We start from the raw sequence: 13,051 nt of genomic DNA, 5'->3' as shown, positions 1-13,051 counted from the left end.
TTTGCTGATTAAGCTGTAGTTCATGTTCAAAGAGACATTCAATGAAATCAATTCGACAATGGTTTGACAATGGTGAAGCCAGTTTTTCTGCAGCCCAAGCGGCTAACGCAGATAATGGTATTGATTGGCTGAGAGTCATCCCTTTTATCGTTATGCATTTGGCTTGTCTGGCGGTAATTTTTGTAGGGATTTCAACGGTTGCGGTGGTTACAGCAATCTCTTTATATCTAATAAGAATGTTTGCCATTACCGCTTTTTATCATCGATATTTTTCCCACAAATCGTTTAAAACTTCCCGACCAGTTCAATTTATCTTTGCTTTGATTGGCGCGAGTGCAACTCAGCGTGGTCCTTTATGGTGGTCAGCACATCATCGGCTGCACCATCGTCACGCTGATCAAGCCGCTGACCCTCATTCCCCCAAACAAGGTTTTCTGTGGAGTCATATGGGCTGGTTTCTCTCTGGTAAACATTATCAGGCTGATTATAGTTTGGTTCCGGATTGGAAAAAGTTTGCCGAGCTACGATGGTTAGATCGTTTTGATTTAATTGCTCCGGTTTTGTTGGCTGTAATGTTATTTGTAAGTGGTGTTTTGTTAGAAAAATTTGCTCCTGGGCTTGGAACGAACGGATGGCAGATGCTGGTGTGGGGCTATTTTATTTCAACGGTAGTGTTGTTACATGCAACCTTGCTGATAAATTCCATGGCCCATCGCATTGGTAAGAAACGTTACCAAACCGGTGATGAAAGTCGGAATAATCTTCTTTTAGCACTGATTACTCTCGGAGAAGGCTGGCACAATAATCACCATCATTATCCTGTTTCAGTTAGACAGGGGTTTTACTGGTGGGAAGTTGATATTAGCTATTACATATTAAAGGCTATGCAAAAGTCTGGGCTTATCTGGGATCTACGCACGGTGTCGCTGGAAAAACGAGAAAGTCAGAAAATTATCCCAAGGACGGGAGTATGAAAATTGCGATTGTAGGTGCAGGCATATCAGGTTTGACCTCAGCATATTACTTGGCAAAACAACACCAAGTTACCGTGTTTGAAGCCGGCAACTATTTAGGCGGACATACTGACACACATTCTGTAGAAATTGCTGGCAAAGTCGTTAATGTGGATACCGGCTTTATCGTTTTTAACGAACAAAACTATCCGAACTTCAGCCGATTGTTATCAGAACTGAATGTATCCAGTCAGCCGACCGAGATGAGTTTCAGTGTTAGTAATACCAAATCGGGTCTGGAATATAATGCTACTGATGTGAATAAATTGTTTTGTCAGCGTCGTAACTTACTAAATTTTCGTTTTTACCGGATGTTATGGGACTTGCTGCGATTTTATCGTGAAGCACCCCGGTTACTTAATGATGAGGACGATGGGCTAACCCTTGGCCAGTATCTGACCATTAATAATTACAGTGAAATATTTATTAATGATCATTTGATCCCAATGGCATGTGCATTATGGTCAGGGCCTTCGATGTCCGTGGTGGATTTTCCAGCACAGTATTTCATCCGATTTATGCACAACCATCATATGTTATCGCTGACCAATCGTCCTCAGTGGCGGGTAGTCACTGGCGGTTCAAAAACCTATGTTGATGCTTTAGTTCGACAATCCGATGCCGAGTTTATTACTGGCTCACCAGTGCAACGAATTGAACGTCATCTGCATGGCGTGACACTCACCGTGCATGGCGAAAAAAGCCATTTCGACAAAGTGATTATAGCGGCGCATGCTGATCAGGCATTACGTATGTTAGACCAACCGAGTGAAACGGAAGTGGCTGTTTTGGGAGGGATTGGTTTTCAAGATAATGAAATGCATCTGCATACCGATGTCAGCTTACTACCGGAAAATCCTCATGCTTGGGCCAGTTGGAATGTCAGAGTTGGGCCAGAATTAAAACAGCAATGCACCGTGAGTTATCACATGAACACATTGCAGAATTTGAGCTGCTCAGAAGACTTAATTGTTTCCTTAAATTCCGGGCAGTCAATTGATCCCAAAAAAGTACTAGTACATCGTCGTTACGCGCATCCTATATACAATCTTTCTACGTTAAACGCTCAGCGTCGCTGGGATGAAGTGACAGATCTACAACATACTTTTTATTGCGGCGCTTATTGGGGCTGGGGATTTCATGAAGACGGCGTGAGCAGTGCACTGCGCGTCATTAATGCCCTCGAAAATTCTCAATCTGGAGTGGCCAATGTTGCTTGATGGGATTTATCGCGGCTGGGTGCATCATCAACGGCATCTGCCAAAAAATCATGAATTTCAGTATCCATTGGCCATGCTAATGCTGGATCTGGATGAATTGCAGACGCATTTTAAACGCTCACATTTTTGGTCATTGGAACGATTTAATCTGATCAGTTTTTATCGCAAAGATTATCTGCAATCTGAACAAGCGGATTTAAAACAGGCCGTTGTGGATTTAATTCAGCAGCGTAGTGGTGAGATGTTCACCGGCAACGTAAAAATACTCACTCATCCACGTTACTTGGGGTTTATTTTTAATCCTGTCACCTTCTATTTTTGTTTCGAGCAGCTACAACTTAAGTTTATTGTCGCCGAAATTAACAATACGCCTTGGAATGAGCGTTATGCCTATGTATTAAAAGTAGACCAACAACAAAGTCAGCCCTGGCGTTTTGATTTTGATAAGCAATTCCATATTTCACCCTTTATGCCAATGGATATTCAGTATCACTGGCGTTTTCAGCTGGATAAAGATGCCATTAACATCAACATGGTGTTATTACGCGAAGGTGAGCGTCAGTTTGATGCCACATTACAGGCTGATTTTCAGCCAATGACAGCTAAGTCTATGCGCTGGTTGCCCATTCGATATCCACTGCAAACCCTGAGAGTAGTAATGCGTATTTACTGGCAGGCTTTACGTTTATGGGGCAAACATACTCCAACCTTTAGTCATCCTGATCAACAGACCGAAACAGTGACCCAACCCGTAATACCTCATGGAGATGATAAATGAGTAAATCGGCCGTTATTGAGACGCAAAATGGCAAAATCAGCCGGCTGTCGAAACTCTATGAGAAAGCAGTAATCCGTCAACTGAGTAGAATTCAGAAAGGTTGTATTCATTTACATACTGCCGGTGAAGTATATGAACTGGGCGATCCACAGGCTGACTTATCGGTCAGCCTAACGGTTTATGATCGGCATTTTTTTGAATCGGTTGTGCAAGGCGGTAGTGTTGGCGCTGCAGAATCCTATATGCTGGGCGACTGGCATTGCAGTGATTTAACCGTTTTGGTGCGAATACTGGTTCGTAATCAATCATTAACTGATGAATTGGAACAAGGCTTTGCTCGAATTACCGGTGCATTATTGAAAGGTTTTCACTGGTTAAATCGCAATAGTCGCAGTGGCAGTCGCAAAAACATTTCTGCTCATTATGATCTGGGCAATGATTTATTTGAATTGTTTCTTGATAAAGACTGGATGATGTATTCATCCGGGATTTATTACACGGGCAACGAATCATTGGAAACCGCGCAACAGCAAAAATTGGCGAGGTTATGTGACAAGCTGGATTTACAACCGTCCGATCATCTTCTGGAGATTGGTACCGGCTGGGGTGGTTGTGCGGTATTTGCTGCTCAACATTACGGCTGTAAAGTCACGACAACAACAATTTCCAGACAGCAATATGACTATGCCGTTCAGCGTGTGGAACAAGCGGGTCTCACCAATCAGATAACAGTTTTGCTTGAAGATTATCGTGATCTACAAGGGCAATATAACAAGTTGATATCGATTGAGATGGTTGAAGCGGTAGGACATCATTATATCGATGGCTATTTTCAACGCTGTGCAGATTTATTAACTTCAGATGGCTTAGCTATTATTCAAGCTATCACGCTTGAAGATCATCGTTACGCACAAGCAGTCAAATCAGTCGATTTTATTAAACGCTATATTTTCCCTGGCAGTTTTATTCCAAGTGTAACCGTGCTCAGCAATGCGGCGGCAAAAGCGAAACTCAAACTCACCAGTCTGGAAGATATCGGTCCAAGTTATGCCATAACACTGGCAGTCTGGCGTGAACGTTTTACTGCTTCTCTGGATAAAGTCCTTGCCATGGGCTATCCGGAGTCGTTTATTCGAATGTGGGAGTTTTATTTGTGCTACTGCGAAGGTGGTTTTGCCGAGCGCAGTATCAGTGACGTGCATTTATTATTTAGCAAAGTCGACAATCGTCGAGCGCAGTGGTGTCCAGCATATGCCTGATCGGTTGACTATTATTAACTTCCTGCTGTTTCAGCTCGGTTGGTTTGTCTGTGTATTAAGCGGTGCAGCGGAATTAAATTCGCCTGCCATATTATTCACTGCAGCATTTTTAATGGTGCACTTTCGGTTTTACAACTGGAGACAGACTGATTACAAACTGGTTTTAGCGGCGATTTTGATTGGTGTCGTGCTCGATTCCAGTTGGTCAGCCTGGGGGTTGATGGTTTATCAGGCTCAGACCATTGAACCCATTGCACCTTGGTGGATTTGGTGTTTGTGGATCAACTTTGCTTTAACACTTAATCATTCTATGTCTTGGTTGTTAAAACATCGTGTGATGGCAGGTGTATTTTCCGCCATTTCCAGTCCTGTTTCCTATTATGCCGGTAGTCGCTTGGGTGCTTTAGAGTGGGTTCAGCCGGATATTCTTATCATAGTGCTCGCCATTAGTTGGGGACTGGCTATTCCATTATTGCTAACCTTGGCAATACGTTGGCGCAATCACGAATCTGGAAAACAACATGCTGTGGTTTAGTCTTTTTATTGTTTCTTTGATTATGCTGGGTGGTTGGCTTTGGCAAATTCGCAGTAAAAACGCTGGTATTGTCGATGTGTTATGGGCTTTTTCACTGAGCTTTTTAGCCTTATTTCATTTACTGACCAGTGATGGTTATCTGCCTTTAAGTATTTTGGCGTCGAGCATCATGTTGTTGTGGTATTTACGATTGGGGCTGCATCTTGCTCAGAGGGTATTGGGAGAAGATGAGGATGGCCGCTATAAATACCTTCGACAATATTGGGGCGGCAAAACCAATTTTTATCATTTTTTCTTTTTTCAATTTCAAGCGTTATTAGCCTGGGGGTTTGCCATTCCTGTTTGGTTAATTAGCCAAGGACAGATCGAAAGTTTGGGACTTTTTCAATTTGCCGGTTTGGCAATAGCTCTAATCGCCATTATTGGCGTAACCACGGCTGACAAACAATTAGCGGCTTTTAAAGCCGATCCCAAAAATAAAGGTGAGGTGTGTGAAAAAGGGCTATGGAATTATTCCAGACATCCGAACTATTTTTTTGAATGGTTACATTGGTTCGCTTATCCGTTAATGGCAAACGGTATAGAACATGGCGCCTGGTTATGGTTGGCACCGCTAATAATGTTGTTATTTCTCTATTTCATTACGGGCATCCCTTATACCGAACAACAGGCGATTCGTAGCCGCGGGGATAAGTATCGCCGTTATCAACAAACAACCAGTGCATTTATTCCCTGGAGGAAAAAAACATGAGTCTCATCACTCTCGCAGAGAAAGGCTTTGTGCCCGATGTATTAATCAGAGCAGGGATTCGCAAACTGTTAAAACAAAGACTGCACGATGAAAATGCTTATGACCCAGAAGCAGCTAGTGAAATTAAAAATCAATGTATTGAAATGCTGCGTAACAGCCCGATTGCCATTGAAACTCAAGCCGCAAATGAACAGCATTACGAAGTGCCTGCTGAGTTTTATCAATTGTCGTTAGGCAAACATCTGAAATACAGTGGTTGTTGGTGGGATGACTACACTTTGTCTTTGGATCAAGCTGTAAAAGCCATGTTGGATGTTTATATCGAACGTGGTGATTTTAAGAATGGTCAGACTATTCTCGAACTTGGATGTGGATGGGGCTCGCTGACATTATATTTGGCCGAGCGTTTTCCCTACTCGCGGATTACCGCTGTGTCGAATTCAAACTCTCAACGTGAATATATCGAAAAACAGGCATTTGCTCGTGGTCTAACCAACATTCATGTGATTACCTGTGATGTAAATGAACTGCAATTGGATATGCAATTTGATCGAATTGTCTCAATTGAAATGTTTGAACACATGCGTAATTACCAACAATTATTGGACAAGGTCAGCAGCTGGCTGAATGTTAATGGAAAGTTATTTGTGCATATTTTCTGTCATCGCAGTGTGGTCTATCCATTTGAAACCGAAGGTGATGACAACTGGATGGGCCGTTACTTTTTTACTGGTGGACTGATGCCTTCAGCCGATACTTTGCTGCATTTTCAAGATGCATTGCAAATTGAAAAACAATGGTTGGTAAACGGTCAGCATTATCAAAAAACGGCTGAAGCTTGGCTAGAAAACACCGATAAAAATGCCAAACAGATTAAGGCATTGTTTGATAAAACCTATGGTGAAGGCGAAGGCGCAATCTGGCTCCAACGTTGGCGCTTGTTCTTTATGGCTTGCGCAGAATTATTTGGCTACCGTGATGGTACTGAATGGCTGGTCACACATTATTTATTCTCTAAGCGAGTAAACTAAGGGAATGGCCAAATCCAATACCAATCTGCACGCCAAGCTGGTTAAAGTATTTCTGATACAGATTGCTTTAATAAGCTTGGTGGCGATTGCGGGTATTTATGCTGCAAAAGCGACGTTAGAAGATGTATTGGTGCGCGCGGCCCTGGAAGGCGAGGCACAACATTTCTGGGATATGCGTGCTGAAGATTCTGCATTTCCTTTACCCAACACCATGAACCTTAAAGCCTATATGGCAGATGGTGATGACTATTCTCAGTTACCTGCACCATTACAAGATCTTGGGCCAGGATTGCAACGCACTGAATTGGCAGGTCAGCAACCCATTGTTTATGTCGAGGATAAAGGCGATCGTCGTCTCTATTTGATTTTTGATGAAGTCAAAGTCTCCCGATTAGCTTTAATATTTGGTTTATTGCCTTTGGCCTTGGTGCTGGTGGTACTTTACTTGCTGGCATGGATTGCTTATCGCCAATCACATAAAGCAGTTTCTCCCATCATGAAACTATCTCGAGCGGTAAATGATGTGGATTTTCGAGAAGGCAATTTCCCTCAGCTAGATCTTGATGAACTTAGAAATATTCCTGATGATGAAGTCTCCAGTCTGGTTCGGGCGCTGGATGAATTTACCAACCGATTGGAAAATTTTGTAGAAAGAGAGCGAAATTTCACCCGGGATGTCAGTCATGAACTTCGAACTCCCATAGCGGTGATCCGCGGTGCTTTAGAATTGGTTGAACGCAAATACGGTGATCAAGCCGTGACCGAAATGAACCGTATGTATCGCACTTTGATGGATATGGAATCACTGATTGAAACCTTATTGCTGCTGGCAAGAGAGCAGGTTGAGGCGTTACCTTTAAGAGAAGTCACCGTTAATGATTTGATTGCTGCCGAACTCGACAATTTGCGTATGATTCATCATGACAAACCGATCACCGTTAATGTCGAAGAGTCCGGGATTTTAGTGGTCCAAGCCGCAGAACGGGTGTTACCCATTCTGATTGGAAACCTATTACGCAACGCATTTAATTACACCCAACGTGGCAACATCACCGTATCAATCCGTTCTGATGGCTTTTCAGTTGCTGATAGCGGAATTGGCATGGACAGAGATCAAATGCAGAAGGTGTTTAAGCCTTTTTTCCGTGCTGATGAGAAACAACAAACCGTAGGTTACGGTATTGGCATGACGATTGTTAAACGTTTGTGTAATCGTTACGAATGGAATCTTCGCTTATCGAGCAAAATGGGCGAGGGCACTGAGGTCAGTGTGCATTTTCCCAAAGCCCAATTTCGCAGTCGCTAATCCACAAACGCTTAGAGATCTTCTTCTTTGCATAACTTATAGCCGACACCTGGCAAGGTATGCATTAATTGATGCTGGAAAGGTTTATCAAGACTTTTACGCAAGTTATACAGATGGCTGCGTAAGGTATCACTGTCAGGTGCATCATCTCCCCAGACTTCCGCTTCCAGCCGTTCACGGCTAACAATCTTGGGGGATTCACGCATTAAAATTCGTAGGATATGTAAGGTGATAGGTGACAGTTTGATTACTTGACCACTTCGTGTAACACGCATGGTATCTAAATCATAAATCAGATCGGCGACAGTTAATTTGCCACCTTCCATTTCGCCACGCTGCCTTCTAATCATCGCAATCAGACGAGCTTCCAACTCACGCATTTCAAAGGGTTTGATTAAATAGTCATCTGCGCCTAAATCAAAACCATTAACCTTGTCATTAATAGTGTCACGAGCAGTGAGCATGATAATGGGGGTATGGAGGTGCATTTCCTGACGCAATTTTCGGCAGACTTCAAAACCGTCAATCCCTGGAAGCATAATATCCAACACGATTGCGTCGTAATGGTGTTCTTCGCATAGTTGTAAGGCGGAAATGCCGTCGGTCGCAAAATCAACCGTGAAGCCGCCAAGTTCTAAATAATCTCCAACATTTGCAGCAAGATCACGATGATCTTCCACAATTAATACGGTCGCTGATATAGCTTTCATATCGTCCTCATAAGGCTTGATGTAGTCACGTTACGATGTAAACCCACTCATCGCAAGTAACTTTTTTGGGAATTTCTCCCAAAAAATAACAAAAGCTGTTTGACTAATGAAATAACAATCATTATCATTTACAACAACGTTAAACAACGGGGTTTATTTAATGATAGTTTGTGTTTGCAACAACGTGAATGTTGATAAAGTTAAAGCATCTATCGATGCTGGCGCTGACACGCTGGATGCTATTCGAGAATGCACCGGTGCTGCCGCAAGCTGTGGTAAATGTCAGTTCAAGGTAAACCGCGTTTTGCAGCAACATGCTCCTCAGCAAAATGAACAAGATCACTATCTGATTGCTCAAAGCTAAATTTCCTCGTTATACCTCTATATAAGTTGCGCAGATATCAGTGTGACTCAAATCCCCCGTTTTAATTAATAAACCCGATATTTTCTTCCCCATAAATTTTTTGTGGTTTTTACGCAAGTAACAAGTCACTAATTTAGTTAGCATTAATAGCTATTTGCTATTTTATCTCCCCATACTGAACCGAATGAAGATGATAATTGTTATCATTTATCTTTAATATCAATAACTTATCTTTGACTTTTATTGTTTATCAACGATAATCCTCTACATAAGATTTTGGAATAAAGGAGAATCCGATGAAAGGCGATAAAAAAGTTATTGAACTACTGAATAAAGTATTGGGTAATGAGCTGGTAGCGATTAACCAATATTTTCTACATGCCAAAATGTATAAGGATTGGGGGCTTAAGAACCTTTACGAGCATGAATATCATGAATCAATTGATGAAATGAAGCATGCGGACGCTTTGACTGAAAGAGTCTTATTCTTGGAAGGGTTGCCAAACCTGCAAGAACTTGGTGCTTTACGCATAGGTGAAAACACTCGTGAAATGCTGGAAGCCGATCTGTCATTGGAAATGGATGCAATTCCAGATTTGAAAGAAGGTATTCAGTACTGCGAACAGATTGCCGATTACGTAACTCGTGATTTATTCAAAAAAATCTTGGAATCAGAAGAAGAACACGTTGATTGGCTGGAAACGCAATTAAGTCTGATCGATAAGATGGGTATTGAAAACTTCCATCAAGCACAAATCGTGAAAGAGGCTGATTAGAACTTAAGCTTCAATATAAAGCCCCATCGGCAAAAGCCGGTGGGGCTTTTTTTATTTCCGTTATTTTAAAAACTAACGAAGAATTATTTATAGTTTGCCATTTTCAGATAATTGTCTGAGCGAATCAGCAATACAATGCATATACGAATATATTTTGCTGACTTGGATTGAGGACATCTGATGATTAATGCTTATGCTGCACTGGAAGCGGGAGCCAAACTTACACCTTACCAATATGATCCTGGCTCGCTTGGCGATCATGAAGTTGAAATTGAGGTGCGTTATTGCGGCATTTGTCATAGCGATATCAGCATTATCGATAACGATTGGGGAATGTCCTCCTATCCTGTTGTGGCTGGGCATGAGGTTGTTGGAACAGTGAGTCAGCTTGGTGCGGCTGTGACCAACCTAAAAGTCGGCCAAACCGTTGGCTTAGGCTGGTATGCGGATTATTGTGAAACCTGCGAACAATGCCATAACGGTGACGAAAATATTTGTTCGGATTTAACCCCAACAATCGTCGGCCACCATGGCGGCTTTGCCGATAAGGTGCGGGCTAATGCCAATAGTGTTATTCCACTTCCCGAAGGTATTGATCTCAAATCCGTAGGGCCATTATTGTGCGGTGGTTTGACTGTATTTAATCCTTTAGTTCAATTTGCGATCAAACCCACCGATAAGGTGGGGGTTATCGGTATCGGCGGATTAGGCCATATTGCATTGCAATTTCTACAAGCCTGGGGCTGTGAAGTAACAGCATTTACCAGCTCGTCCAAATTACAGGAAGCTCTGGATATGGGCGCTCATTACAGTGTGGATTCGCGTGATGAAAGTGTCATGGCAGAACTGCCTAAAAAATTCGATATGATTCTCTCTACAGTTAACGTCAAACTGGATTGGAATCTATACCTGAGTAAATTAAAACCTAAAGGGCGGCTGCATTTTGTCGGTGCCACCATGGAGCCATTAGATATCAAGGTGTTTAACCTGACAGAAGCGCAAAGAAGTATCTCTGGCTCTGACACCGGTAGCATGCAAACCTGCAACAAAATGCTGGAATTTGCTCAGCGTCATCAAGTCAAACCAGTGGTTGAAATGTATCCGTTTGATCAGATAAATGAAGCGATTGAAAAACTTCGTAAAGGGGATGTGCGTTATCGCATAGTTCTGGAGCGTTAAAACAACCAAAACAGGCAAAAAACTAAACTCAATCGATAGATAATAAAAAGCCCCATCAGCATAACTAATAGGGCTTTAATATTCTGGATAACCTATTGAAAAATCTAGGTTAATGTTGGTACCGAGGGCGAGAATCGAACTCGCACTTCCGAAGAAACCGGATTTTGAATCCGGCGCGTCTACCAGTTCCGCCACCCCGGCAACAAGCCGAGCATTATAACGAGGGCTGTTCGATTATGAAAGCCTGATTTTACCTTTTAATGCTAATTTCCTGGTTGGGTGCGATTTTACCTAACGAAAATCACAATAGCTCTGCTATGATCTCGCCATGCATCGTACCGACTTTCAATTTGAACTCCCGCCGGAGTTAATCGCCCAATATCCGTCCAAACATCGAACTGCCAGCCGCTTGCTGACACTTGATGGTAACAATGGTGAATTGGCTGATCGCCAGTTCAGCGACTTTCTGGATTTACTCAAACCCAATGATTTGCTGGTGTTCAATAACACTAAAGTCATTCCAGCTCGTTTATTAGGCGAAAAGGAAACTGGCGGCAAAATTGAAGTGTTGGTGGAACGAGTACTAGACGATAAAAGTGTGCTGGCCCATATTCGCAGCAGTAAGTCTCCTGGAGCAGGGCGAATTTTAATCCTTGAAAGTGAGCTTCGTGCCGAGGTTCTGGGCCGGCAGGATGCGTTATTTGAACTCAAGTTTGATATTGAATGCGATGTAATTGAAGCGCTCGAAAATTATGGACGCTTACCATTACCTCCATATATAGAGCGCGAAGTAGATAAACGCGATCTGGATCGTTATCAAACCGTTTATGCCAAGCAAATTGGTGCAGTAGCCGCTCCGACTGCCGGACTGCATTTTGATAATGAGCTGATGCAACGTATTCGCAACAGTGGTATCGACATGACCGAAGTCACTTTGCATGTGGGTGCAGGAACATTTCAACCGGTACGCGTTGACGATATTCGTACGCATCAAATGCATTCCGAACGTATTGAAGTCGGCGAAAAAGTTTGTGAAAAGGTTCGTCAAACCCGAGAAAAAGGCGGACGAGTGATTGCCGTTGGCACTACCAGTGTCAGAGCATTAGAAAGTGCATCACGAGGTGGAGAAATTGCCGCCTATTCCGGCGAAACCGATATCTTTATTTATCCGGGCTATCAATTTCGTTCGGTCGATGCGATGGTTACTAATTTCCATCTTTCCGAATCGACTTTATTGATGCTGGTCTCAGCTTTTGCCGGACGTGACCCTATAATGTCGGCCTATCATCACGCCATTGAGCAACGTTATCGTTTTTTCAGTTACGGTGACGCCATGTTTATCACCAGGAAAACTGCATGACGCTTTTAGATAACATTCGCTTTGTCTTAGTCGGTACAACGCATCCGGGTAATATTGGTGCTTCTGCCCGAGCAATGAAAACCATGGGTTTAACTAATTTGCATCTGGTTTCACCGAAAATTTATCCGAATGCTGAAGCAACTGCACGGGCTTCTGGTGCTGATGATGTGCTTGCAAAAGCCGTGGTGCATGAAAGTCTGGAATCGGCAATAACAGGCTGTCAACATGTGTTTGGTATGAGCGCTCGACTCAGGCATCTTGCGGTACCGTTGATGAATCCGCGGGAAGCGGTTACCTCGCTTGAAAAATACGATGACGACACCCATATAGCAATTGTGTTTGGCCGCGAACATTCTGGTTTATCAAATGATGAGCTAGATATGTGTCATACCCTGGTGAATATTCCGGCAAATCCGGAATACAGCTCATTAAATTTGGCGGCGGCTGTGCAAGTGATGGCTTATGAATTACGCATGAGCTTCAACCCGACGATCGAGCGTGGCCGGGTTGGCGAGGAGCGGGAAGCGATTAATGCCGAAGATTTGGTGCATTTATATGACCATTTTGAGAGAAGTCTGACAACGATTGGTTTTTTAGATCCAACCAATCCACGTTATTTAATGCGACGGATTCGTCGTTTATTTAATCGTGCAGATCTTGACCGCAATGAAGTTCAGATTTTGCATGGCATTTTGCGTGCAGCAGAGACCAAAGCGAGGAGTTCAAAATGAACGACCAATTACATGTAACCCGCTGGCAGCGTTTTAAA

14 protein-coding genes and 1 tRNA gene are annotated in these 13,051 nt (G+C 42.9%); 13 read left to right on the top strand and 2 right to left on the bottom strand.

What is annotated here, in order from left to right:
• Window positions 1-41: 41 nt before the first annotated feature.
• From ACN0V2_RS12050 to ACN0V2_RS12015, 8 genes are read left to right on the top strand one after another with little or no spacing between them, the layout of a single operon-like run.
• Window positions 42-974 (top strand): acyl-CoA desaturase, encoded by a 933-nt coding sequence (locus ACN0V2_RS12050; protein WP_417551070.1) that lies wholly within the window; start codon window positions 42-44, stop codon window positions 972-974.
• Complete coding sequence (locus tag ACN0V2_RS12045) at window positions 971-2,233, top strand: NAD(P)/FAD-dependent oxidoreductase (RefSeq protein ID WP_417551069.1); 1,263 nt, start codon at window positions 971-973, stop codon at window positions 2,231-2,233. Before ACN0V2_RS12050 ends, ACN0V2_RS12045 begins: the two co-directional genes overlap by 4 nt.
• On the top strand, window positions 2,223-3,011 hold the full coding sequence (locus tag ACN0V2_RS12040) for a DUF1365 domain-containing protein (RefSeq protein WP_417551068.1): 789 nt from the start codon (window positions 2,223-2,225) through the stop codon (window positions 3,009-3,011). Before ACN0V2_RS12045 ends, ACN0V2_RS12040 begins: the two co-directional genes overlap by 11 nt.
• Entirely contained in the window at window positions 3,008-4,270 is a 1,263-nt protein-coding gene (locus ACN0V2_RS12035) for a class I SAM-dependent methyltransferase (protein WP_417551067.1), read from the top strand. The genes ACN0V2_RS12040 and ACN0V2_RS12035 overlap by 4 nt, the downstream gene beginning before the upstream one ends.
• Complete coding sequence (locus tag ACN0V2_RS12030) at window positions 4,263-4,805, top strand: DUF2878 domain-containing protein (RefSeq protein WP_417551066.1); 543 nt, start codon at window positions 4,263-4,265, stop codon at window positions 4,803-4,805. The genes ACN0V2_RS12035 and ACN0V2_RS12030 overlap by 8 nt, the downstream gene beginning before the upstream one ends.
• Complete coding sequence (locus ACN0V2_RS12025) at window positions 4,792-5,556, top strand: DUF1295 domain-containing protein (RefSeq protein ID WP_417551065.1); 765 nt, start codon at window positions 4,792-4,794, stop codon at window positions 5,554-5,556. Before ACN0V2_RS12030 ends, ACN0V2_RS12025 begins: the two co-directional genes overlap by 14 nt.
• Window positions 5,553-6,587 carry an SAM-dependent methyltransferase gene (locus ACN0V2_RS12020; protein WP_417551064.1) on the top strand — a complete coding sequence of 345 codons (1,035 nt, stop codon included), beginning with the start codon at window positions 5,553-5,555 and terminating at the stop codon, window positions 6,585-6,587. The genes ACN0V2_RS12025 and ACN0V2_RS12020 overlap by 4 nt, the downstream gene beginning before the upstream one ends.
• A 4-nt stretch (window positions 6,588-6,591) precedes the next feature.
• The gene (locus ACN0V2_RS12015; protein ID WP_417551063.1) at window positions 6,592-7,893 is read left to right on the top strand and encodes a sensor histidine kinase; all 1,302 of its coding nucleotides are present in this window, start codon (window positions 6,592-6,594) and stop codon (window positions 7,891-7,893) included.
• Window positions 7,894-7,904: 11 nt separating this feature from the next.
• Here the strand turns inward: ACN0V2_RS12015 and ACN0V2_RS12010 are convergent, their stop codons facing one another.
• Complete coding sequence (locus ACN0V2_RS12010; RefSeq protein WP_417551062.1) at window positions 7,905-8,603, bottom strand: response regulator transcription factor; 699 nt, start codon at window positions 8,601-8,603, stop codon at window positions 7,905-7,907.
• A 160-nt stretch (window positions 8,604-8,763) separates the two neighbouring features.
• On the opposite strand from ACN0V2_RS12010, the gene ACN0V2_RS12005 reads away from it, so the two are divergent.
• From ACN0V2_RS12005 to ahr, 3 genes are all read left to right on the top strand, one after another.
• Window positions 8,764-8,967, top strand: coding sequence for a (2Fe-2S)-binding protein (locus ACN0V2_RS12005; protein ID WP_417551061.1), 204 nt, complete (start codon window positions 8,764-8,766; stop codon window positions 8,965-8,967).
• Window positions 8,968-9,263: 296 nt separating this feature from the next.
• Window positions 9,264-9,743, top strand: coding sequence for a bacterioferritin (gene bfr, locus ACN0V2_RS12000; RefSeq protein ID WP_417551060.1), 480 nt, complete (start codon window positions 9,264-9,266; stop codon window positions 9,741-9,743).
• 180 nt (window positions 9,744-9,923) lie between these two features.
• Entirely contained in the window at window positions 9,924-10,922 is a 999-nt protein-coding gene (gene ahr, locus ACN0V2_RS11995) for an NADPH-dependent aldehyde reductase Ahr (RefSeq protein ID WP_417551059.1), read from the top strand.
• Window positions 10,923-11,038: 116 nt separating this feature from the next.
• Here the strand turns inward: ahr and ACN0V2_RS11990 are convergent.
• Window positions 11,039-11,123: transfer RNA gene (locus ACN0V2_RS11990), tRNA-Leu, on the bottom strand.
• A gap of 127 nt (window positions 11,124-11,250) precedes the next feature.
• Between ACN0V2_RS11990 and queA the strand changes: the two genes are divergently transcribed.
• Both queA and ACN0V2_RS11980 read left to right on the top strand, forming a co-directional pair.
• Window positions 11,251-12,282 (top strand): tRNA preQ1(34) S-adenosylmethionine ribosyltransferase-isomerase QueA, encoded by a 1,032-nt coding sequence (gene queA, locus ACN0V2_RS11985; protein WP_417551058.1) that lies wholly within the window; start codon window positions 11,251-11,253, stop codon window positions 12,280-12,282.
• Window positions 12,279-13,013: an RNA methyltransferase gene (locus ACN0V2_RS11980; protein ID WP_417551057.1), complete on the top strand. Its 735-nt coding sequence runs from the start codon at window positions 12,279-12,281 to the stop codon at window positions 13,011-13,013. Before queA ends, ACN0V2_RS11980 begins: the two co-directional genes overlap by 4 nt.
• Window positions 13,014-13,051: the final 38 nt, after the last annotated feature.

Origin of the sequence: Methylophaga sp., from assembly GCF_048266885.1 — a bacterium.
Classification (GTDB): domain Bacteria; phylum Pseudomonadota; class Gammaproteobacteria; order Nitrosococcales; family Methylophagaceae; genus Methylophaga.
The sequence above is the reverse complement of the archived record's forward strand: the minus strand, read 5'-3'. Positions and strand labels throughout refer to the sequence as shown.